The organism is Planctobacterium sp. AWH2_060, from assembly GCF_056158425.1.
Map to the genome: position 1 here is coordinate 610,327 of NZ_JBSWTG010000001.1, position 21,138 is coordinate 631,464.

At 42.2% G+C, this 21,138-nt stretch carries 22 protein-coding genes; 12 read left to right on the forward strand and 10 right to left on the reverse strand.

Features of this window, described 5'->3' with window-relative positions; all coding sequences use genetic code 11:
- Positions 1-18: 18 nt before the first annotated feature.
- Genes ACXAD8_RS02630 through ACXAD8_RS02660 form a run of 7 tightly spaced genes read right to left on the reverse strand, consistent with a single transcriptional unit; the run spans position 19 to position 7,165 of the window.
- A complete protein-coding gene (locus ACXAD8_RS02630) occupies positions 19-513 on the reverse strand; it encodes a hypothetical protein (RefSeq protein WP_475224554.1) in 495 nt (164 codons plus the stop codon).
- A complete protein-coding gene (locus ACXAD8_RS02635) occupies positions 513-2,048 on the reverse strand; it encodes an ATP-binding cassette domain-containing protein (protein WP_475224557.1) in 1,536 nt (511 codons plus the stop codon). Before ACXAD8_RS02635 ends, ACXAD8_RS02630 begins: the two co-directional genes overlap by 1 nt.
- Positions 2,041-3,696: an ABC transporter ATP-binding protein/permease gene (locus ACXAD8_RS02640; RefSeq protein ID WP_475224559.1), complete on the reverse strand. Its 1,656-nt coding sequence runs from the start codon at positions 3,694-3,696 to the stop codon at positions 2,041-2,043. Before ACXAD8_RS02640 ends, ACXAD8_RS02635 begins: the two co-directional genes overlap by 8 nt.
- A 4-nt stretch (positions 3,697-3,700) precedes the next feature.
- On the reverse strand, positions 3,701-3,808 hold the full coding sequence (gene cydX / locus ACXAD8_RS02645) for a cytochrome bd-I oxidase subunit CydX (protein ID WP_475224562.1): 108 nt from the start codon (positions 3,806-3,808) through the stop codon (positions 3,701-3,703).
- A gap of 13 nt (positions 3,809-3,821) precedes the next feature.
- Positions 3,822-4,958, reverse strand: coding sequence for a cytochrome d ubiquinol oxidase subunit II (gene cydB / locus ACXAD8_RS02650; protein WP_475224564.1), 1,137 nt, complete (start codon positions 4,956-4,958; stop codon positions 3,822-3,824).
- Positions 4,955-6,547, reverse strand: coding sequence for a cytochrome ubiquinol oxidase subunit I (locus ACXAD8_RS02655; protein WP_475224567.1), 1,593 nt, complete (start codon positions 6,545-6,547; stop codon positions 4,955-4,957). The genes cydB and ACXAD8_RS02655 overlap by 4 nt, the downstream gene beginning before the upstream one ends.
- Before the next feature lie 60 nt (positions 6,548-6,607).
- Positions 6,608-7,165: a Tll0287-like domain-containing protein gene (locus tag ACXAD8_RS02660; protein WP_475224569.1), complete on the reverse strand. Its 558-nt coding sequence runs from the start codon at positions 7,163-7,165 to the stop codon at positions 6,608-6,610.
- A 183-nt stretch (positions 7,166-7,348) separates the two neighbouring features.
- Between ACXAD8_RS02660 and ACXAD8_RS02665 the strand changes: the two genes are divergently transcribed.
- Positions 7,349-8,656: a sigma-54 interaction domain-containing protein gene (locus tag ACXAD8_RS02665; RefSeq protein WP_475224571.1), complete on the forward strand. Its 1,308-nt coding sequence runs from the start codon at positions 7,349-7,351 to the stop codon at positions 8,654-8,656.
- Between the two features lie 210 nt (positions 8,657-8,866).
- On the opposite strand, the gene ACXAD8_RS02670 is transcribed toward ACXAD8_RS02665, so the two are convergent.
- Together ACXAD8_RS02670 and ACXAD8_RS02675 are read right to left on the reverse strand one after the other, a co-directional pair.
- Positions 8,867-9,004, reverse strand: a complete 138-nt coding sequence (locus ACXAD8_RS02670) for a hypothetical protein (protein WP_475224574.1) — start codon at positions 9,002-9,004, stop codon at positions 8,867-8,869.
- A 161-nt stretch (positions 9,005-9,165) separates the two neighbouring features.
- On the reverse strand, positions 9,166-10,185 hold the full coding sequence (locus tag ACXAD8_RS02675; RefSeq protein ID WP_475224577.1) for a hypothetical protein: 1,020 nt from the start codon (positions 10,183-10,185) through the stop codon (positions 9,166-9,168).
- 273 nt (positions 10,186-10,458) lie between these two features.
- Here ACXAD8_RS02675 and ACXAD8_RS02680 point away from each other — a divergent pair, with 273 nt between their 5' ends.
- From ACXAD8_RS02680 to ACXAD8_RS02715, 8 genes are all read left to right on the forward strand, one after another.
- On the forward strand, positions 10,459-10,830 hold the full coding sequence (locus ACXAD8_RS02680) for a VOC family protein (RefSeq protein ID WP_475224580.1): 372 nt from the start codon (positions 10,459-10,461) through the stop codon (positions 10,828-10,830).
- 251 nt (positions 10,831-11,081) lie between these two features.
- On the forward strand, positions 11,082-12,269 hold the full coding sequence (locus tag ACXAD8_RS02685; RefSeq protein WP_475224583.1) for a thiamine pyrophosphate-dependent dehydrogenase E1 component subunit alpha: 1,188 nt from the start codon (positions 11,082-11,084) through the stop codon (positions 12,267-12,269).
- Complete coding sequence (locus ACXAD8_RS02690; RefSeq protein ID WP_475224585.1) at positions 12,269-13,246, forward strand: alpha-ketoacid dehydrogenase subunit beta; 978 nt, start codon at positions 12,269-12,271, stop codon at positions 13,244-13,246. Before ACXAD8_RS02685 ends, ACXAD8_RS02690 begins: the two co-directional genes overlap by 1 nt.
- A gap of 12 nt (positions 13,247-13,258) precedes the next feature.
- Complete coding sequence (locus ACXAD8_RS02695) at positions 13,259-14,833, forward strand: dihydrolipoyllysine-residue acetyltransferase (RefSeq protein ID WP_475224587.1); 1,575 nt, start codon at positions 13,259-13,261, stop codon at positions 14,831-14,833.
- 216 nt (positions 14,834-15,049) lie between these two features.
- Positions 15,050-15,673 (forward strand): fascin domain-containing protein, encoded by a 624-nt coding sequence (locus tag ACXAD8_RS02700; RefSeq protein ID WP_475224590.1) that lies wholly within the window; start codon positions 15,050-15,052, stop codon positions 15,671-15,673.
- 238 nt (positions 15,674-15,911) lie between these two features.
- Positions 15,912-16,784 (forward strand): lysostaphin resistance A-like protein, encoded by an 873-nt coding sequence (locus ACXAD8_RS02705; RefSeq protein ID WP_475224593.1) that lies wholly within the window; start codon positions 15,912-15,914, stop codon positions 16,782-16,784.
- 14 nt (positions 16,785-16,798) lie between these two features.
- Positions 16,799-17,299, forward strand: coding sequence for a GFA family protein (locus tag ACXAD8_RS02710; protein ID WP_475224595.1), 501 nt, complete (start codon positions 16,799-16,801; stop codon positions 17,297-17,299).
- A gap of 248 nt (positions 17,300-17,547) precedes the next feature.
- Complete coding sequence (locus ACXAD8_RS02715; protein ID WP_475224598.1) at positions 17,548-18,657, forward strand: ISAs1 family transposase; 1,110 nt, start codon at positions 17,548-17,550, stop codon at positions 18,655-18,657.
- Here ACXAD8_RS02715 and ACXAD8_RS02720 read toward each other — a convergent pair.
- Complete coding sequence (locus ACXAD8_RS02720; RefSeq protein WP_475224600.1) at positions 18,640-19,455, reverse strand: putative porin; 816 nt, start codon at positions 19,453-19,455, stop codon at positions 18,640-18,642. The two genes, ACXAD8_RS02715 and ACXAD8_RS02720, sit on opposite strands and share 18 nt — an antisense overlap.
- Positions 19,456-19,668: 213 nt before the next feature.
- Here ACXAD8_RS02720 and ACXAD8_RS02725 point away from each other — a divergent pair, with 213 nt between their 5' ends.
- The 3 genes from ACXAD8_RS02725 to ACXAD8_RS02735 all read left to right on the forward strand — a co-directional run bounded on the left by ACXAD8_RS02725 (position 19,669) and on the right by ACXAD8_RS02735 (position 21,054).
- Positions 19,669-19,995: a hypothetical protein gene (locus ACXAD8_RS02725; protein WP_475224603.1), complete on the forward strand. Its 327-nt coding sequence runs from the start codon at positions 19,669-19,671 to the stop codon at positions 19,993-19,995.
- Positions 19,996-20,035: 40 nt separating this feature from the next.
- Positions 20,036-20,536: an RDD family protein gene (locus tag ACXAD8_RS02730; protein WP_475224605.1), complete on the forward strand. Its 501-nt coding sequence runs from the start codon at positions 20,036-20,038 to the stop codon at positions 20,534-20,536.
- A 251-nt stretch (positions 20,537-20,787) separates the two neighbouring features.
- Positions 20,788-21,054 carry a hypothetical protein gene (locus tag ACXAD8_RS02735; protein ID WP_475224607.1) on the forward strand — a complete coding sequence of 89 codons (267 nt, stop codon included), beginning with the start codon at positions 20,788-20,790 and terminating at the stop codon, positions 21,052-21,054.
- Positions 21,055-21,138 lie beyond the last annotated feature (84 nt).

Sequence of the window (21,138 nt, forward strand, 5' to 3'; positions counted from 1 at the left end):
AATTCCTATTAAGTGAAATTAGATTCGAAATATCTGTTTTTTAAAGCTGTGACTAGCATCTGTTTGGCCATCGCTACCAATAAATAGGTTATCCTCTATTTGAAAACATGAGTTATTTTTATTCTCAGTAGGTAAGACTTGTAGCTCAATATGGCCAAGTAGAATAATTTGATGTTCACTTAACTCTTCAAATTGCCCCACGCTAAAAGAGGATTGCAGCTCAAGTTTAGCAAGTGTAGCTGCATTGCCCGCAATGACTCCACCACACTTGTTTTGAACAAGTTCAACTATTCCTGAATCATCTGGCTGTTCAGTTAAAAGAATCCAATCAAGACGAACATTTAATGGTTGCACCTCGTTGACTAGTACATTAGCTTGTATTTCTGTTAGATGTTTATTCATAACTAATGCAGCACACTCACATGCCTGGTTTGTTATTAAATAACTGAGAGAGTTGCCAGTTCCATCAAACGCTTTAATTTCTATCGGAGTTATTTGAATAAAAGACGTCATTAGGTCAGCCCATGTTCAATTATCGGCTTCTGTTCCTGCACATTTTCATCAAGTGAAATATGGCTGTCTATTTGTAAACCTGGTGGAGTTAAGTGGCTAGCAACAACGAGTTTCTTAGTCTGCTTTAATTTATTGATGACAGTCACAATTTCTTTCACGTTAGCTTCATCAAGGGCTTCAAAAGGTTCATCGAGTAAAATAAAAGATTGGTGACTTAACAACGCACGTGCTAAACCTAACCGTTTTAATTCGCCACCTGATAGTAACCTGCCACCAGCGCCTACCCACTCATCTAAATTTGATAGAGACCCTAACCCAACACTAAATAAGCACTCTACAAGTAATGCGTCAGAGGCTTTTTCATTGGCGATCTGTAAGTTTTGTCTTAATGTACCCGACAGGCAGTAAGGGTGTTGCTCTATACAAGCAATATCATTAATGATTGAATCACTCGAAACCTTTTCATGGTTAATCCACTTTTTACCAGCGTGAGGTAGTAAACCTGCCATTGCCATCATGAGTCGACTTTTACCACTACCAGATGCCCCAGTGAGTAATGTTAAGCTTGGCTCTGTTACTTTAACGTTCACCGTATTTATTTTTGCCGTTGCAACATTAAAGTCTGTTAATTGCAAAGTGGTAATTTTTTCATTATGGCGAACATTCAGCTTAGATTTAAGCCCTGACAAATTAGCTTTACTGATTAAATAATCCTGCAACCTATCTTGAGTATGAAATACACGACCAAACCAATCAGTAGCGGCCAACAATGCCATCGGTAAAACTAAAAACAGTGGTGTAATAGTAGATAAACCTACCAGATTATTGGTTTGATTCAAAAGCAACACCACACATAACAAACTGCCGAATAGTAGCAGGCTGAATGCCTTTTCAACCTGACGTTTATTGTCGGTATCAATCTTATAAAACGATGTACAAACGGGTGACTGAGATGAATACATCATATGCCAGATTTGAGCTGAATCGATATGATGTTCAATATCTGACTCTAACCTCGCTCTTTCAGCTAATTTCAACTTTGCTGTACTTATACCTGAGAACATTAACCAGCTATAAATTCCCAAGTTCCAAATAACAAAACCAAACCAAGTTAAAGAAAAGCTAGGCATAAAGAACAGTACCAACATACTAATAAGCAACATTGATAGTAAGGCACTGGCATTTTGATGAACCCAACCAACCCAAACGGATGCTAAATCTTGGCTTTGATATTGAAGTTTATCGGTTTCTAGTGCACGTAAATTCTCAGGTTGGCCCTCTAAGTTTTTAAATATTGTAAGGCGTAATTTTGCCAGCTTATTTAATAACTGATGATGAGATAACCACATTTCACCGTAACCACTACTAATGCGTAACAAGGCAAAGCCCCTAATAGCAACAGCAGGCAATACATAATTGAAACTAGGCCCTGCTACTGCGCTCGCCGCAATAAACCATGAGGCAACCAATAAAATAATTAAGCCTGTAACCCCGTGAATTAATGCCAAAGTTAAAGATAAAAAAGGGCTACGCATCAGCAATAACTCCTTGTGTCTTTTGGCATAGTTGTTTCGTGTTAATCACGCCATCCACTATTTGCCAAGTTTGTTCAAACCATTCATTGGGTAACGGCTTATGTGAAGCCCAAATAACGGTTTTATCTTTTGTTAATTGATAAATTAGCTGTGATAACGTTTGGTGCTGCGTTTCAGGTAAATGCGCTGTTGGCTCATCTAATAAAATCACCTCTGCCGATTGCAGTAACACACGCGCTAACATTAGCCTTTGTAGCTCTCCTCCCGAAAGTGGCGGATGTTCGCCAAGCGGAGTGTCTATTCCTTGAGGTAAGTTTTTTACTGCCTGATCAAGAGCAACTTTTTCTAACACATGCCAAAGGTCATCATCACTAACAGGATGACCTAATGATAAATTTTCTCGAACTGACGATGGTAAAATAACCGGCGACTGTCCTAATAACACACATCCAGTCGTTAGTTGATGGCTAGCACCAGTTAACCCCATTAAGGCTTGTAGAAAAACAGATTTACCAGCGCCCGAACGCCCTTGTAAATGTATGTGTTGCTTTGGTTTTATATGAAGCATTCGAGCTGTTAACTTGGGTTCACTCACTTGAAAGTTAAGCCAGTTAATACCAGTAAATGCCTCAGATGAATTAATAGATTCTTTTGACTTTAGAGTGGTCGAATTAATAATAGGCTCTAGCGCTTCCCAAGCAGCTTCAGCCTGCGCTTTTTGATGATATAACCGGCCTAAGTTTTTTAATTCAGAAAACAATAACGGCGCAAGCAATAAAAGAAATAATCCTTGGCTAAAGACTATTTCAGGTCCAAAACTTAACTCTCCAAGTAAACTAAAACCAATATAAACCGCGACTAACGCCATTGAAATGGTGGCAAAAAAATCCAGAACAGTGGTTGATAAAAATGCAACACTTACTACTTTCATGGTTTGTTTATTTACCAAGTTACTTGCAGTATCAAGCAACTGACTTTGGTTATGGTGCTGGTTAAAGGTCGTGATGGTTGTCAGCGCTTTCAACCTATCAATAAAAAGCCCTCCTAACCTTTCTAAACTAACAAAGTGCTTTCGATGAATGTTGGCGGCACCATGCCCGACTAAAATCATAAACACAGGCACTAAAGGCAAAGTCACTAATAAAATAACTGCCACAAACCAGTTCACGTAAAAAACCATCACCAGTGCAACTATAGGGATTAGTCCGGATAAGTATTTTTTCGTTAAATACTGACTGATATAGGCTGCAACAGCAGGTATATGCTGTAAAAATATTTGCTGCCATTGAAAGCTAGAATGTTGTTGTGCTAACGCATGTTGTTGCTCGCTAAGAATTTTCTGCACTTTTTGCTCAACATGCTGTTTTATTTTTCTATCAAATGAAATCTCCTTATATTGAGCAAAGTGACGACACGCCAACCAACAAACAGCACTGACCACAAATAAATTAAACTGTGTCGTTGAATAGTTGGCTTGTTCAACAATTAGCTGGTGCATCATCTGAGCGAATAACCAGAAGCAAATAATTTGGGCAATAAAGTAGCTCGATTTTATCAATACAAGCTTGGCTAACTCTTGGCGGTATTCTGCCTGAAGTTGTTTCAGCCCTTCTAATGCTTTTATTTGGGATGCTTCTGGTTGATTCATAGCGCTATTCGCTCTCTCTATCCATGTCTTCTGTCGCTTCAAGCCACATCGCATTAATAATGCCGAATGAACAAGCGAGCAACACACCTAAAATCCAAGTGAAATACCACATAGTTATGTTCTCCTTAATAGATTGCGTGAGACTGATTTAAGTCACTTTGTTTAATGCGACCACGCATTACCCAAAAACCATAAGCGGTGTAACTTAAAACGATAGGGACAAAAATGCAGGCAACATAAAACATAATTTCTAATGTTTTATAACTCGATGTGGCATCCCAAACTGTTAAACTTGCCGCGGGTACAGAGCTTGATGGCATAAGAAATGGGAACATTGAAAAGCCCGCCGTTAATATGATCCCTGTCATCGTTAAGGCACTTGCTAAAAACGCTAAACCACCTTTATTAAGTTTGGAGAAAAGTGCACAAGCCAATGCCGCTGCAATACCGATGAAAGGCGCGATAATCATCCAAGGATAACGCTCATAGTTTTGTAACCAAGCACCAGCTTGAACTTCAACTTGCTTCGCCATAGGGTTACTTGTTGCTAACGCATCAACTGTTGATGTGATCACATAACCATCAACCCCCATGGTTAGGTAAATACCAGCTAATACAAAAAGTGCTGCTGTAGCTATAGAAAGTACAAATGACACCATTCTGGCTCTAGTATGCAATACACCATCGGTTTTTAGCTGAAGCCAAGACGCGCCATGATTAAGGATCATAGCAACAGATACTAACCCAGCTAATACAGCGAATGGATTTAATAGTTCAAAGAAACTGCCGGTATAAATCGGTTTTAAGCGATCATCAAATTCAAATGGCACGCCCAATAACAAGTTACCAAAAGCAACACCAAAGATAAGCGCAGGAATAATACCGCCTGCGAATAACGCCCAATCCCAGCTTTTACGCCACGTAGCATTAGGCAATTTACTTCGATAATCAAAACCTAATGGACGCATCCAAAGGGCAATTAAAGTTAAGGCTAAAGCAACATAAAAACCTGAAAATGCTGTTGCATAGATAATCGGCCAAGCCGCAAATATTGCGCCGCCAGCGGTTATAAACCAAACCTGATTGCCATCCCAGTGTGGGCCAATCGTATTGATCATTACACGACGGTCTTGATCAGTTTTACCAACTAATGTTAATAAGGCACCAACACCTAAATCAAAACCATCAGTAATAGCAAACCCAATTAACAGCACGCCTATCAGTACCCACCAAATGACTCTTAACACTTCATAATCAATCATGCTTGTACTCCTTTGGCGTTATATGACTTAAGCAGTTCGGCTTCTTGCTGTTCTTGCAGCGCTTGTTCGCGAGCAATTTCAGTTGGCCCTTTACGAGCAAACTTTTGCATTAAATAAAACGCGATAATAAACATCACGGTATAAAAACCGTTGTAACCAATAAGCGTTAGCATAATTTCACCCTCAGTTAAGTTTGAAACTGCGGTGTGCACAGGCAGTACTTCAGCGATAGACCATGGCTGGCGACCATATTCGGCAACAAACCAACCTGCTTCAGAAGCAACCCAAGGCAACGGTAATCCCCATAGTGACATTTTAAGCAGCCACTTAGGCTTAGTAATTTGATGCTTTGTTGAATAGTAAAAAGCACAAGCAAAAATAAACAACATAGCAAAGCCGCAAAACACCATAACTCGAAAACTCCAAAATAGCGGTGCAACAGGTGGAATGGAATAATCAACCGCTTGTTCAACTGCGCTAGCGCTCGGCTTAGTGATGTCGTCAGTAAAAGGCTCAAGTAACATGGCGTACCCCATATCACCTTTATGTTGTTCAAATTGCGCTAATTGTTGCTCAGTCGCCGTACCATTTCGTACAGGCTGAAGTACCTTGTAAGCTTCAACGCCGGATAAAATTCGCTCTCTATTTTTTATTTCGTGCTCTTTTAACCCCATAACTTCTTCAGTGGTAGAGCGTGTCGCGATAATCCCCATTAACCAAGGAATTCTCACGGCATAATCCACTTCTCGCGTTTCATCATTTGGCAAACCAAATAAAGTAAACGGTGCTGGCGCAGGATGAGTGTCATATTCCGCTTCAATAGCCGCAAGCTTCACTTTTTGAACATCACCAAGTTCATAGCCACTTTCATCACCTAAAACAATCACTGACAATACAGACGCTAAACCAAAGCTTGCAGCAATCGCAAATGAACGCCTAGCAAAGGCAATCTCTTTATTCTTAAGAAGGTAATAACTTGAAATAGCCAATACAAACATGGCGCCTGTAACATAACCAGCAGAAACCGTATGAACAAACTTAACCTGAGCAACAGGGCTGAATATCACTTCTGCAAAGTTGGTCATTTCCATTCGCATTGATTCAACATTAAATTCAGCGCCAACGGGGTATTGCATCCAACCATTAGCGACTAATATCCAAAGTGCAGAAAAATTTGAGCCTAACGCTACCAGCCAGGTGGCGCACAAATGTTTAACCTTTGACATCTTGTCCCACCCAAAGAAGAACAGACCGACAAACGTAGACTCAAGAAAAAAGGCCATTAATCCTTCAATGGCCAGCGGAGCACCAAAAATATCCCCCACATAATGTGAGTAATAAGACCAATTCATACCGAATTGAAATTCCATGGTGAGGCCAGTAGCCACACCAATCGCGAAATTAATACCAAACAACTTGCCCCAGAACTTGGTCATTTGTTTGTAAATTTCTTTGCCTGTCATCACATACACTGATTCCATTATTGCTAGTAAAAAACTGAGGCCTAGCGTTAAAGGAACAAATATAAAGTGAAACATAGCGGTTAATGCGAACTGTAGCCTAGACAGTTCGACCACTGCTTCATTCATGTTATATCTCCATATTTTTAAAAATTGTTTTAATAATTAGTTAATTGGGTCATGAGTTTTTTATTCATTAAGTGCTTTTTGAACAACAAAAGCGCCTCGAATATCATCAAGTGAAAAGCCTGTTGCCTGATCGTGAGGATATAAACGATTAATGGTTGCTTGTAGTGTTGGCTCTATATACTTGCCATGGCAGTTCAGGCAGAGCTTGCCAGTTGGAATGGCTTTTACCATTTGAAATGTATTGTTATCGCGCTTTATAAACGCTAAATCTGTTACAGGCTTACCCTCAGCTTTTTGCTGTTCAAATTTTTCCAGTACAGATTTTTGCCAAGGCGTTGGCTTACTTTCAAAGTTTCTTGGTTTAAGGCTAGTTCTAGATACCTGCCAACCACCGGTTGAAAGGCTCTTGGCTATTTCAGGCGCTTGCTTATGGCAAACTTCTACACCTGCGCTAAGCCCTCCAGATTTTACTGCTGACGTTAAACTGCCTTTTAATGTTTTAGCAAACACTTGAATTTTTTGTTTGGCTTCTTCTTTTAGTGCACTTTGTGAATCAGTTGCTGAAGAGCAAAAACTCACCAATAACAGTATTGCCAATATTGATTTGTATGATGGCATAAATATCCATGAGATTTATTGTGTTATTAACACTAATATCAAGATTTATTCCAAGTTGTAACGGAATCGTAACCAGTTGAAATTATTAGGTTTAATAAAAATCAAAGAAAAACAATCTATTAATCAGTTAGAGTTTGTGTCATATTTGACATAAATCGCCGTCATATTTGTCAAAAAAGTTTTATGCAGCATTCAATTATTCAATCAACAATCAATGCCATTGAAAAACCCGTGATCTTTCTAGATCTAGATTACCGCATTCAAGCTGTAAACAAAGCTTACGAGGACTTGTACTCTAAAAAAGTAATTGTCGGTAAAAGCCGTTGTCATGAAATTTCTCACAATAGTAAGAAGCCTTGCGATCAGCACGGTGAAGATTGTCCGATGAAAACCTGTATTCAAACTCAAAAAGCGACGAGTGTCGTTCACATTCATCACACTGAACAAGGCAAACAGTTTTGCGATATTTTGATGCGCCCGGTGAAAAGTGAAGATGGTGAAATCATCGGATTTTTAGAGATTTTAGAAAAAATTAACTTTGCCAGCGCAGAGCTAGCGAAAGATAAAATGATTGGAGAAAGTGAACCATTCAAGCGCATGCTAAAACAGATCAGCCGCGCTGCTAAATCTGATATTGCGGTATTACTTCAAGGCGAAACTGGCACTGGTAAAGAGCTTGTGGCACAGGCACTACATGAAGGCAGCAACCATAATGAAAAACCTTTTGTCGTTATTGAATGTACTGGGTTAAATGAAACCTTGTTTGAATCTGAATTATTTGGTCATGAAAAAGGCGCTTTTACTGGCGCTACACACACTAAAAAAGGGCTAATAGAAATTGCCCACGGCGGCACGGTATTTTTTGATGAAATTGGTGATGTACCGTTAAACATGCAGGTAAAACTTTTACGTCTTTTAGAAACACGTAGCTTTCGCTCTGTTGGCGGCTTAAAACAGAAAAAAGCTGACTTTAGGATTTTGTCAGCATCCCATAAAGACCTAAAAGAGTTAATGAAAAAAGGGTTATTTAGAGAAGACTTATACTACCGCATAGCAGGTTTTCCAATTTTCTTACCGCCATTAAGAGAGCGAAAAGTTGATATAAAATCACTGGTCACTTACTTTTTGAAGCACTCTGAGTTTAAAAATAAAACCTACAGTGACAAAGCACTATTGGCCCTTGAGCAATATAACTTCCCAGGAAATATTCGAGAATTAAGGAATGTTATCGAACAATCGGTTTTATTGTCTGATGAAGATATTATCTGTGTTGATGATCTACCTCCATATATGCAAGAAGTCGGTATCACTTCACCATCAGTTATAGCTGAAGACAATACCAACTTAATAACGTTAGAGGCTGCAGAAAAACAATATTTGTCAAAGGTAACAAATACTTTTGAAGGGAATATTGAAGACTTAGCTACTCAGCTAAATTTAAGTGTTAGAACACTTTATCGTAAGCTGAATAAGTACCAATTAAAATTATAAACGGAATACCGAACGGGTAATTTTAATAAGCGTCCGTAGTTCGCTCAAAGCGGTCTGAGGGCAAATTGATGTTAATGGCCGCTTTGTCGGAATAGCGGTCATTAACTCTATCTCTGTTTGCGCCCCAAAGGGAGATTAAACTGAACTAAAAGCGTATTATTAAAAGAGTTTCATGTATGGGACGAAGTAGGGTTGACCTTATGCTTTCGGTCAACCCAGACTCACAAAACCAATGCGTGCATTACCACTGTCAGCAGTCACCAGATTTTCCTGAGACTGTTGCTCGATAACCTTTTTAGGGGTATCCATAGTGGTGGTTTGCGACGGATCAAATTGTTTTACGCTCATACAGGCTCTTTAGTCTTGCTGGTGATTCGGAAGTTTAGTTAAAAAGCGCGAGATTATACAGGAATAAGCGCTTCAAGGTATAGTCAAAGTCGCAGTTGGCAAATTACAGACATAAAAAAAGCGGCCCGAAAGCCGCTAAAACACAGTGGTATTGAAACCGGTTATAAAGTAACCCTTACTATCATGGCTTTACCTGACGCCGAGCGTCCGTTGATCAGATATTTGCTGTTGCCTAAATCTGTCACGCTGTACACATCTTCTAGCAAGGTGTCTTTGTCGTATTCGATCAAGTCGAACTGCTTAAGTCCGGCATCAGAGGCGTTGTCAGATGACTTTCTGCTAAGCTGAGTATCGCTGATGGCCTGAACTTTAATGGAGCCTGTTTTAGAGCTGCCACTGGTCAATCGGCTGGCATTTTTGTTGTTGCATTTGCCTTTGTTAATTTCGCAGCTTTCAGTGATCTGCCACATCATGCCAAACTTTTCAGATGACTTGATTTTTGCGCCACTGTTAAATGTAACGGTTTCGTCCAGTTTGGCGTATCCAACAATCAGACGACCATCATCACTGATAGCCGATGCGCGATAGCGCCACTGCCCACCGTCACCGCTCATGCTCATAGTACGGTTACCGGCTTTGTAAGCAGGTAATTGGCCGTTACCTGTATCAATGTCGTATTTCACTGGATTGAACTTGCCATCCACCATTTCAAACACGTGGATAGAAGACAAATCATCACCCCATGTCCAGCCATTCGCTATCAATAAGTCGGCCTGGACGCCATTGTGGTCATATTTTGCTAGCATGGTGCTGTCATAAATACTGGCGCGATGCATTTGAAACTGACGCCAGGGGCTATCTTCATCAATGGAATGCAACGGTGTAAAACGATTTTCAAATTGGCAGGTACCGTTTAGTGCGAAATCGGTTAGATCCAATGTCGTTGTTACTGTGCCGTGGCGTGTGTACTCAATGCCGTTTTCAGCAATGAGGGTAAAAGGCTCATCCGTTGTGGAGCTGGCAAAAACTTTTGCGATACCGGTTACTTTTCCGTTACTGACATAAACCGCGTTGATGGCGCCAGAGTAATCCATTGAGCAGGTTTCAATCGTGGCTGCCTGAGATTGACCGGCCAGAGTCAGTCCCATTAACGACATCAGGGTTGCAAAGGTTTTTTTCATTCTTGGTTTCCTTATTAAACTGCTTTTCCGATAGGGTGCAAGCGTAAAGAAATAAACTGTAATGCCGCTGAATTTAGGGACTTTGCGAGTGCAGGTAAACGGGAATTTGAGAGGATTAGACTAAAGTCGTAATGGCGTAATACTTTAGTATTAGGTGATTTACCGTATCTAAAAGCAATTGCTACCCAGCTCTCGTGTGAGCGAACTACCTTAATCTAGCTTAGCCGCTATACTTGATTGGAATCAGAATAAGTAGCAAGTAAGGATAGTTACATGAAACTAGGCGCATTTTCGGTCAGTCTGAATGTCAAAGACATTCAAAAATCTAAAGCCTTTTACGAGGCGTTGGGCTTTGAAGAGTTCGCAGGTAATATCGAACACGGTTATTTAATCCTGAAAAATGACTCCAGTACTATCGGGTTGTTTCAGGGCATGTTTGAAAAGAATATGCTGACTTACAACCCCGGTTGGGCTCAGGATTGCAGCACCCTGGAGGACTATCAGGATGTCAGGGAGATTCAGCAGGCCTTGCGTGATAAAGGCATTGAATTGCTGGATACGGTAGATGAGGATACTAAAGGACCAGGCAGCATTATGCTTGTGGATCCTGATGGCAACCCGGTACTAATCGACCAACATATTTAAATTGGTGCTTATCGTACCATTATGTTTTTAACTTGTAGACGAGTTATAACAAATTTGTAAAAACTAGGATATTCATCCTAATTCCTGTTCAGACTTGGGGCAAATTCTGATTGCCCCGATAAATTTCTCCTAAAAATTGCAACACGTTTTTAAGCGAACAAGACTACACTTATTGCCATCAAATAACGCTGGTCTTGCTTGAGCTGATTTTTGTTTCAGAGCCTGTAAGACACTCAAAATAAGGCGATAACATGAAAACCAGAAACCATCTTTCCCATGTTGGTATTGCGCATGAAGTGAACATCATCAGCAACGGCCTGATTGATATTCCCATGTTGCAAATCCTGTCTCAGGACGGTGTTGTCCACAAAGAAGCTGTTGAACCTGAACTCGATCAGGAAACTGCGTTAAAAATGTATACCACAATGCAATTTACCCGCGTATTAGACGAGCGCATGGTGGCAGCACAACGACAAGGCCGTATCAGTTTTTACCTGGCTTCTACCGGTGAAGAAGGTGCGACAGTAGCGAGTGCAGCAGCATTAGAGCCGCAAGACATGATTATGTCGCAGTATCGTGAACAAGGTTCTCTGGCGTACCGTGGATATACCACGGAACAGTTTATGAATCAGATGTTCAGCAATGAAAAAGAGCCGAATAAAGGGCGTCAGATGCCGATCCATTACGGCGCTAAAGAGCTGAATTTCATGACTATCTCCTCGCCACTTGGTACTCAGATTCCGCAAGCGGCAGGTTATGCTTATGGTCAGAAGATGGCCGGAGAACCCGCTGTAACCATTTGTTATTTTGGTGAAGGTGCCGCGTCGGAAGGTGACTTCCACGCAGGTGTTAACATGGCTGCGGTACTGAATTGCCCGGTGATCTTCTTCTGCCGTAACAATGGCTATGCCATTTCCACTCCGGCAGAAGAGCAATTTGCCGGTGACGGTATTGCTTCTCGCGGTATCGGTTATGGGGTTAAAACCATCCGGGTTGATGGTAATGATGTATTAGGTGTTTATGCGGCAACGCAAAAAGCCCGTGAAATCGCCCTGGCTGAAAATTGCCCGGTACTTATCGAAGCCATGACCTATCGCTTAGCTGCTCACTCCACTTCCGATGATCCAACTGGTTATCGCTCCAAGGAAGAGGAAGCCAAGTGGCAGGAAAGAGATCCAATTGCCCGTATGGCTAAATGGTTGGTTTCCAAAGGCTGGTTGGATGAAGAAGCTAACAAGAAAGAAGTTGAACAAATGCGTCAGGAAGTACTACAAGAGCTTAAGCGCGTTGAGCAGGTGCCAATCTGTAAAATCGATGAGTTAGTTACCGATGTATACGCCGAAGTGCCGCCAATACTGCAAAAACAACTCAGCGAATTAAAAGCTCATATTAAGAAGTATCCAGAAGCTTATCCTAAAACCGCAGGGAGAATTGACTAATGGCTAAAATGAATATTTTACAGGCGGTAAACAATGCCTTGCATATCGCCATGGAAGACAATGAAAAAGTCATGGTGTTCGGTGAGGATGTGGGCCACTTTGGTGGTGTATTCCGTGCCACCAGTAACCTGCAAGAAAAATTCGGACGCGACAGAGTATTTAACACGCCACTGGTAGAGCAGGGCATCATAGGTTTTGCCAACGGTTTGGCCTCTCAGGGTTCAGTACCTGTAGCCGAGATTCAGTTTGGCGATTACATCTTCCCGGCTTTCGATCAGATTGTTAATGAAACCGCTAAATTCCGCTATCGTTCTGGTGGACAGTTTTCAGTTGGCAGCCTGACAATCCGTACACCTTATGGTGGTGGTATTGCAGGCGGTCACTATCACTCGCAATCTCCGGAAGCGTTTTTTGCTCACTGTCCCGGCATTAAAATTGTTATTCCTCGCAATCCCTATCAGGCCAAAGGATTGTTGTTAGCCTCTATTCGCGATGACAACCCGGTATTGTTCATGGAGCCTAAGCGCCTATATCGCGCTTCTGTCGGCGAAGTGCCGGAAGAAGATTATCAGTTGCCATTAGGTAAAGCAGAAGTGGTAAAAGAAGGTTCTGATATCACATTGCTGGCCTGGGGTGCACAGATGGAAATCATCGAAAAAGCCGCTGAAATGGCGGATAAAGATGGTGTTTCCAGCGAAATTATCGATTTGCGCAGTATTCAGCCCTGGGATGCTGATACTATTTGTCAGTCAGTAGAGAAAACCGGCAGATTGTTAATCAACCACGAAGCTCCGTTAACCGGTGGCTTTGCTGCCGAAGTGGCTGCGACAGTGCAGGAAAGATGCTTCCTGAATCTGGAATCACCTATTGCGCGTGTCTGTGGTTTGGATACTCCGTATCCTCTGGCACATGAAAAAGAATATATGCCAGATCACCTGAAAACCTACGAAGCCATCATGCGCACTATGCACTATTAATCGGGGAAGACTATGACGACAGAATTTATTTTACCTGATATTGGCGAAGGCATTGTAGAGTGCGAGCTACTTGAATGGCTCGTTAAAGAAGGCGACCGTATTGCTGAAGATCAGCCGGTGGCGGAAGTGATGACAGACAAAGCCGTAGTGCAGATCCCCGCTATGCACGATGGCGTAGTGGAAAAGCTGCATTATCAAAAAGGCGATATTGCCAAAGTTCACGAGCCTCTGTTTGCTATGACAGTAGATGGCACGGCAGGTGAGCCAAGCGCACCTGCCGCACAAAGCCAACCAGAGCCGGAACAGGAAGTTGCATCTTCAGGTGTTGCAACCACAGGTGGTGCAGTGATTGACTTTATCCTGCCAGATATTGGCGAAGGTATTGTTGAATGTGAGCTGGTGGAATGGTTGGTAAGCGAAGGTGACGTTGTTGCTGAAGATCAGCCTGTTGCTGATGTAATGACTGACAAAGCTCTGGTGCAGATCCCAGCTAAAGATGCCGGTACTGTGGTTAAGTTGTATTACGCCAAAGGCGAAATCGCCAAGGTACATGAACCTCTGTACGCTATTCAGACTGAGGGCGGAGCATCTGGTGCAGCGCCTGCGGCAAAAGTCGAGACCAGTTCTTCTACAAATGTTACTGCAAGTGCGAATACCGCAGCTGCGAGTAACAATGATGCACCTGCCAGACAGGGTAAAGCCTTGGCAAGTCCGGCTGTACGTCGTCTGGCTCGTGAAGCTAACATTGATATCGCTAAGGTACCTGGTTCTGGCAAAAAAGGCCGGGTTATGAAAGAAGATGTTAAAGCTTACCTAGAGGGAGACGCTACTCAGCCTAAGGCTGCTGACACTACAGCAACTGCTGCTACGCCGTCTTCTGGTGGCACACGTGTAGAGCCTATCCGCGGAGTTAAAGCCGCCATGGCCAAGCAAATGACGGATTCGGTATTTACCATTCCGCATTTCAGTGTCAGCGAAGAAATCGAAATGGATGCTTTGATTGCACTGAGACAGCAACTCAAACCACAATTTGAGAAGCAAGATGTGAAACTGACCTTTATGCCCATCTTCATTAAAGCCTTGTCGATGGCCTTAAAACAGTTCCCCATCATCAATGCTCAGGTGAATGACGCCTGCACTGAGATCACCTATTTTGATGATCACAACATTGGTATGGCAGTAGACTCCAAAATTGGTTTGTTAGTGCCTAACATCAAGCAGGTACAAAATAAGTCATTGTTTGAAGTGGCACAGGACGTTAACCGCATTGTTGACCAGGCCAGAGCAGGGCGCTTGTCTCAGGAAGACCTGAAGGGCGGTACTATCAGTATTTCCAATATTGGAGTACTGGGTGGCACCACGGCAACGCCGGTAATTAATAAGCCGGAAGCCGCTATTGTAGCTCTGGGCAAAATGCAGCGTCTGCCTCGTTTTGATGAGAACGACAATGTAAAAGCGGTAAATATCATGACAGTAAGCTGGTCTGGTGATCACCGCATCATAGATGGTGCTACTATGGTTCGCTTCAATAACCTTTGGAAATCCTACCTGGAGAATCCATATCTGTTATTGGCCGAAATGAAGTAATCACTTCATTAAAGTTTATGTTTAAATCCCCGCGCTCGCGGGGATTTTTTATGTCCCTTTTTTACTGCAGTTTTTGCAGACCTTCCGCACTTTCATTTTTCGAATATAAAACGCGTTTTCTATAACCAAAAAACTGCTTATGGTTTAAAAATTTTCCTTTGTGGTTGTTTTGCAATCGATTGCTAAGTTCAACTTTAATAAATTTAGGTAAATAACATGAATAAAGACACCCTACGGTGGTCACCGATTATGTGGCTTATTGCAATCGGTACAGGCTTCTTTTGCCAGGCAACTTTGGCCAGTGAAATCAAAGTCTATTTGCAGACTTATCACAATACCTGGTTAACAGCTGAAGGAGGCGGTGGCTCAACATTAAGGGATTATCATCGGCCGGCAGGATGGCAAACCTTTTTTATCGTACCGGTAGAGGGCGCTGATGTCAGTTGTTTGAAACACGGAGACAAAGTGGCACTGAAAACCGTTTACGGTAATTACGTGCGGGCTTTCAGCGATGGCCGTATCGATGCTGAACCCACCTGGTTACGGTCTTGGGAAACCATGACATTACACAATAAGCAATCTACAACGGCTTGTTTGCAGGCACAGCATCAAATTGGTTTTAAAACTCATTGGGGTCGCTTTTTACAAGCCAAGCCTGACGGCACTATTACTAACGAGGTGTCTCATTTTAAAGAGTGGGAGACGTTTACTTTTCTTCCATTTGATACCGGTGTTGATATTATTAACTTACCGACAGTGCGATGCTCAGGTGCGCAATCGTTCAAACGACAACATCCTGCGGTTAATAAAACAGGAAGAAAGTCTCTTTTAACTGATTGAATCAAAAGCTCGCTGAATTTATTGTTCTGATTCAGCGAGTTTTCTGGGTAATCATTGCCCCTTACTTTCAATTGGTTAACTTTGTTTACATTTAGTTAATATCTTTGATATTTAGTCATATTCACTATTCTCATATTTCATAGAACTCTTAACTCCTTGATATGTAGTGGTAATTCTCTGGCACAAGCTGTGCAATATTGCTCAGGAACACATTCCTACAACAATAAGAGAACACCAAATGAAAAAACTATTAATGAATCAACAAGGACAACTGCGCAACGGTTACTGGATACTGTTATTTATTGGCTTGATTGCTTTAACCCGGCCACTCTACAGCTTTATTAAATCTACCTTAACGGATGCCGGAGTCGGTGAACTCTGGTTAGATCCCTTGTCCGTAATACTTATTCTGGCGGTTACCTGGCTATGTTGTTGGTTGCGTAAGGAATCATTATCAAAGGCGGGCATAGTGTTCAATTTCAGAGCGTTCAGGTTGTTACAGGCTGGTTTACTGTTTGGGCTGATTCAGATGGCCATTATTGTGGCGGTAATGTGGATAACAGGCAGTGTCAGCTTTGAGCTAAATATAAAGCGTAGTCTTGATGTTTTGTTGGTAGGTTTTTATGTCTTTTTGTTTGCTGCCATCATGGAAGAAATGCTGTTTCGTGGATTTTTGTTTCAACGTCTGATGGATGGTATTGGGATCTGGCCGGCTCAAATTGGTATGGCGCTGCTGTTCGCAATAGGCCATTGGAGCAACCCTGAAATGGAAGGCCCCACTTTAATTTGGGCCTCAATTGATATCGGCCTGGGAGCTATTTTATGGGGACTGGCGCTTATCCGCACTGGAAGCCTTGCACTGCCCATCGGAATGCACCTGGGTTGGAATTGGTCGCAGGGAAATCTGTTTGGTTTTGCGGTCAGTGGTCATGGACATGAGGGCTGGCTGCAGCCAACAGTGACTAACAATCCTGAGTGGTTAACTGGCGGCGCCTTTGGTCCTGAAGCGACAGTGGTTGCCGTAGTTGTTGATTTGTTGGCAATTGCCTTGTTATTGCGCTGGAAAGGTTCTCAAACTATCCAACTGACAGGAAGACCGTCACTGGCTTAAAACCAACGGAAAGGTTGATTAAATTACCTCAATATAGCATTGTGGCCGACATAAATAATGAATCAGGGATTTGTATTATGGGTGTCGGCTATCAAGGTTCCTGCCTTTGCGATAGTGTTCATTTTGAAGTGTCAGGAGAGATTGAATCATTCTATCTGTGTCATTGCACCAGATGCCAGAAAGGCACTGGCACAGCTCATGCTGCCAACTTATTTATCAAGTCCGGTACATTAAATTGGTTAAAAGGCGGTTCTGAAGTAAAGAGGTTTAAGCTGACTAATAGCTTACATACTCGAAGTTTTTGTCAGCATTGTGGCTCACCGCTACCAACCTACGATAAAGAACTGGATTATGTCGTCATTCCCGCTGGTAGTCTTGATTGTGAGGTAAACATAAAGCCAACGGCGAAAATATTTATGGATAGTCGTGCTGATTGGGTGAAATTTATTCAAGAAATCACAGGCCAGGGAGTAACTCCTGAATTCGGAAAATTACCAGATAATATTGAAACCTGAAGAGTTTTAAGTAGGCAATAAATACAGGTGAATTGCTACAACTATCCACCTGTATTATTGATCTTAATTAAGCTTAGTTAACTTAAAACTGTGCTCTCAGGTTAACGGCCCAGGTAAGGGCATGATCAAACTTTTTGATATAACACCCCCTTTAACGATCACATTGTGGCATAAGCCAATGAAATAGCTTTACACTGAACTCTGTTCACTCCATCCTGGCCCGATTTGTCTCTCATAAAGGCCGCGTCATGGAAATTCTTGTTCATCTTCAAAAAGTGTCTGATACCCGATCTCATGTTAATCAGGATTATCCTGTGCTGGAGATGTCATTCCTGTTGATAAGTGCCCTCATAAGTGGCAGTAAATCCTGGGCTGATATTCATGTTTTTGGCGAAACACGACTGGACTGGCTAAGACAATATCTGCCTTTTGAATACGGGATACCCACCCAACAAAATGTCGCCCGTATCATCAGAACTATGGTACCTGAATCATTAATGGCAGCGTTGGTTTCCTGGGTAAATGCGGTCAGGGAAGAAAACCAGTTTCAACATATTGCTATTGACGGCAAAGATGTACGAGGTGTCGCGAAATATAGCGGCTCAACGCCATTGAGCATGGTTTCTGCATTTGATGTGGAACAGGGGCTGGTGTTGTATCACAAAGCCGGACGAGGCAAAGGAAATGAGCTGGCAATGGCCCGGGAGTTAATTGAATCGCTGGACATTACCGGGGCTATTCTGACCCTGGACGCACTTCACTGTCAGGTAGAGACTATCCACCAGATTAAAGAACAAAAAGGGATTGCTTTGGTACAGTGCAAGAAAAATCAACCCACGTTACTTGAGGCGGTAGATACACTGTTCCAGAAATATTGGGCTTTACCTGAGGCAGAACAGACCAGTTTAAGCGAAAGTGAAACCGGACATGGGCGAAAAGAAACCCGCACGGTCTGGTCAACAGACCTCATCCTTGAGGGGCAACTAAAAGAAAAATGGTCAGACCTGAAAACGATAGCCGCGGTAGTGAGAGAACGCTCTGTCAAAGGACAAACCAGCCATGAGACCCATTATTATGTCTGTACTGAACAACTGACGCTTGACGAACTGATGAAGGCTACCCGACGCCACTGGTACATAGAAAACAGTCAGCATCATGTGTTGGATGTGACGTTCAGGGAGGATGATCAGAGAATGTACGCCGGCAATTCCGCCATCAATATAGCCTGCTTCAGGCGGCTGGCTCTGAATCTGTTAAACCAGCACAAAGACAAAAAGAAAAAGACGAAACCACAAAAAATGGGCTGGTGTGCCGGAAGTGATGACTACCGCCATGAAGTGCTATTTGGAAATAATTAACCGAGTATATTCAAGCCCTTCGGCCCAGGTAGAGTCCGGTGCGTTATCACTATCACCATAAGCTGCTCTAACCGCCCATGTTTTATTGAAGTAATGCTGCGCACCCAGCTGCCAGGTATCGTCATCACCGATGTTGGCAAATACTGAGGTATAGTTGTTGAAGTACCATTCAGAACCTAAATTCCAGCTCTCATCGCCATCTTCATAATCTGTGTAACCGGCATTCAAAACCAGGTATTGACCATTATCCAGGGTATTGAAGTAACGCACACCCAATCTGTGAAAGTCGGTATCATCGTTAGTACCATAGCTAAAAGCCAGGAAGTCGTTGTTGCCCAGGTCGTGCTCGTAGTTAACGTCAAACAAGGCCATGGTGTCCTGATCTTCAACGTCAATCAGGGTGGTGGACACTGACCAGGTTTCCGATGCCTGATAACCGATGGTTCCGGTAAAGGCATCAGTTGAGCTGTCACTTAGCAAGTCGCTGTCAAAATCAGAGTATATGTATCCTGCGCCCAGAAATAAGCCGTTGTCTGCATACCATTGTCCGCTGACTTGGGTATTTTTGGAGAAATCACTGTCGGAGTAAGAGGCCTTGATAAATGATTTACTGTTGATGAATTTAAATTCATCCAGGGGGCCGCGGGTTTCTTTGGCACCAAAGTAATGGGTGATACCTAAACCTGTGCTGTCATAATCACCACTATCAACATGATTAACATCTATAAAAGTGTTGTAGCTTTCTGCGCTGACTGCAGTAGAGGCCATTAGTGCGATGGCTGCTAATCTGTACTTCATTTTTTATTCCTTTTCAAAACCTAACCCCAGGCACCTGAGGTTTTCGGCGCGCATGTTACATCAAGGAAATATGATTGTTTATAGATAAGTATTTCTAAATGTTAATGGGTAGAAAATAACCCTGTTCGGCTTGTGTATTATTGAGGCTTGGAATCCATTAATATTTAGAGCTATTATAGGCATTCGAAGGGATTTATATTTAGGGAAAAGCTTATGAAGTCTGTGGTCATTGGTATTAGTTTGTTGTTGCTTAGCGGTTGTGAGTTTCAGCAAGAAGCGGATCAAATGTTTGGCGATCAGCATTTTAAAACCGCAATAGCGCTGGTGGAACTGCACAAAGTGCGTTTTGGTGAATATCCGCAGTCTTTATCCGAACTTAAATACACGGGGGACTGGGATCAGATTGCTCTGAACTCAGTTACCTATGAGAAATATCAACAAGGCTACCGCCTCAATGTCACTCGGGGTTGGGCAGGCAAACCCCAACTTCAATACCCAGATGAATTTTGGCAGGGATTGGGTATTATACGATCCAATTGATGTATGAATTTTTTAACAATCCACATAAATGAGGAAAATCATGGAAGAAAACCTTTATTCTCCACCTGAAGCAAACGTAGATAATAAAGAAACTGATAACTCGGAGCTGGCTAGCCGATGGAGCAGGATCGGGGCGTCCATATTGGATATGTTGACGATACTACCTTTTACAATTCCATTGATGTATTTAACCGGAGGGTTTAAAGGCCTCTCAGAAGGCGTACAACAGCCGTTACTCTACACGTTTTTGATGGGTATGGCGGGCATTGTTATTTTTGCTGTTATACATGGCAAAATCATGCTTAGAGATGGGCAAACCTGGGGCAAGAAGGCGTTAGATATTAAAATTGTTAAAATCGATAACAAGCCAGTGGATTTCGATTGTCTGGCAAAGCGCTATGGCTTTTATTGGTTTGTTCCTCAAATCCCGTTTGTGGGGCAGTTTTTAAATTTGGTCAATGTGATGTTTGCTTTTGGTAAGGCTCGTCGCTGTATTCACGATTATCTGGGCGGGACAAAAGTGGTTAAAGTTAATAATTAAAAGTCAATTAGATCACTCAGCAGCCTTTTAATGCTCTTTCGGCGCTGCTTTTGTCAGTGCCGACTTCCTTTCTTTATCAGCGATCTGCAAAAAGAAGGGAAATTTACCCTCATGTAACAGCAAAACCCTGACTATTCGGTTTAGGAGCAAACTTACACGTCGCGCGAGCTGAGCAAATTAGCTCGCGCTATCTATTGATAATTCCTGGCTCAAGCCTAAATACAGAGTTTCAATCTTTAAAAAAATGGCTCATGGAAATAACCTCACTCCTGCAAACCGAATATGCCTTGTTATTGGTATTAGCTTTATTACTGTTAATAGCCCTGTTGATTGCTGGAATGTGGCGTCTGGTTAAATGGGGTCGTAAGATGCCTAAAGGCGCTTATTTGTTTTTGGCACTTTTTCCTCTCATTTCCATCTTTCCAATCCCGCCGCCGCAATTTAAAAATGTAGAAAAAGCAAAGCAAGAACAGCGTAAGCGCAAAGAAGACGGTGGTGATCCTCCTGAGCCAGACTAGCTGTTTATCGCATCATTGTCGACAATATGTTGATTATTCACGAATCTTATTAGTCAATTAAAAGTTTTTGATTTAACGTTGTCG

Bases quoted from the DNA above. Each gene is read 5' to 3' on its own strand.
- ACXAD8_RS02655 (WP_475224567.1), bottom strand. From the start codon at position 6,547: ATGAATGAAGCAGTGGTCGAACTGTCTAGGCTACAGTTCGCATTAACC.
- ACXAD8_RS02690 (WP_475224585.1), top strand. From the start codon at position 12,269: ATGGCTAAAATGAATATTTTACAGGCGGTAAACAATGCCTTGCATATC.
- ACXAD8_RS02730 (WP_475224605.1), top strand. From the start codon at position 20,036: ATGGAAGAAAACCTTTATTCTCCACCTGAAGCAAACGTAGATAATAAA.
- ACXAD8_RS02670 (WP_475224574.1), bottom strand. From the start codon at position 9,004: ATGAGCGTAAAACAATTTGATCCGTCGCAAACCACCACTATGGATACC.
- cydB (WP_475224564.1), bottom strand. From the start codon at position 4,958: ATGATTGATTATGAAGTGTTAAGAGTCATTTGGTGGGTACTGATAGGC.
- ACXAD8_RS02725 (WP_475224603.1), top strand. From the start codon at position 19,669: ATGAAGTCTGTGGTCATTGGTATTAGTTTGTTGTTGCTTAGCGGTTGT.
- ACXAD8_RS02695 (WP_475224587.1), top strand. From the start codon at position 13,259: ATGACGACAGAATTTATTTTACCTGATATTGGCGAAGGCATTGTAGAG.
- ACXAD8_RS02685 (WP_475224583.1), top strand. From the start codon at position 11,082: ATGAAAACCAGAAACCATCTTTCCCATGTTGGTATTGCGCATGAAGTG.
- ACXAD8_RS02700 (WP_475224590.1), top strand. From the start codon at position 15,050: ATGAATAAAGACACCCTACGGTGGTCACCGATTATGTGGCTTATTGCA.
- ACXAD8_RS02640 (WP_475224559.1), bottom strand. From the start codon at position 3,696: ATGAATCAACCAGAAGCATCCCAAATAAAAGCATTAGAAGGGCTGAAA.
- ACXAD8_RS02675 (WP_475224577.1), bottom strand. From the start codon at position 10,185: ATGAAAAAAACCTTTGCAACCCTGATGTCGTTAATGGGACTGACTCTG.
- ACXAD8_RS02630 (WP_475224554.1), bottom strand. From the start codon at position 513: ATGACGTCTTTTATTCAAATAACTCCGATAGAAATTAAAGCGTTTGAT.
- ACXAD8_RS02665 (WP_475224571.1), top strand. From the start codon at position 7,349: ATGCAGCATTCAATTATTCAATCAACAATCAATGCCATTGAAAAACCC.
- cydX (WP_475224562.1), bottom strand. From the start codon at position 3,808: ATGTGGTATTTCACTTGGATTTTAGGTGTGTTGCTCGCTTGTTCATTC.
- ACXAD8_RS02635 (WP_475224557.1), bottom strand. From the start codon at position 2,048: ATGCGTAGCCCTTTTTTATCTTTAACTTTGGCATTAATTCACGGGGTT.
- ACXAD8_RS02705 (WP_475224593.1), top strand. From the start codon at position 15,912: ATGAAAAAACTATTAATGAATCAACAAGGACAACTGCGCAACGGTTAC.
- ACXAD8_RS02680 (WP_475224580.1), top strand. From the start codon at position 10,459: ATGAAACTAGGCGCATTTTCGGTCAGTCTGAATGTCAAAGACATTCAA.
- ACXAD8_RS02715 (WP_475224598.1), top strand. From the start codon at position 17,548: ATGGAAATTCTTGTTCATCTTCAAAAAGTGTCTGATACCCGATCTCAT.
- ACXAD8_RS02735 (WP_475224607.1), top strand. From the start codon at position 20,788: ATGGAAATAACCTCACTCCTGCAAACCGAATATGCCTTGTTATTGGTA.
- ACXAD8_RS02720 (WP_475224600.1), bottom strand. From the start codon at position 19,455: ATGAAGTACAGATTAGCAGCCATCGCACTAATGGCCTCTACTGCAGTC.
- ACXAD8_RS02660 (WP_475224569.1), bottom strand. From the start codon at position 7,165: ATGCCATCATACAAATCAATATTGGCAATACTGTTATTGGTGAGTTTT.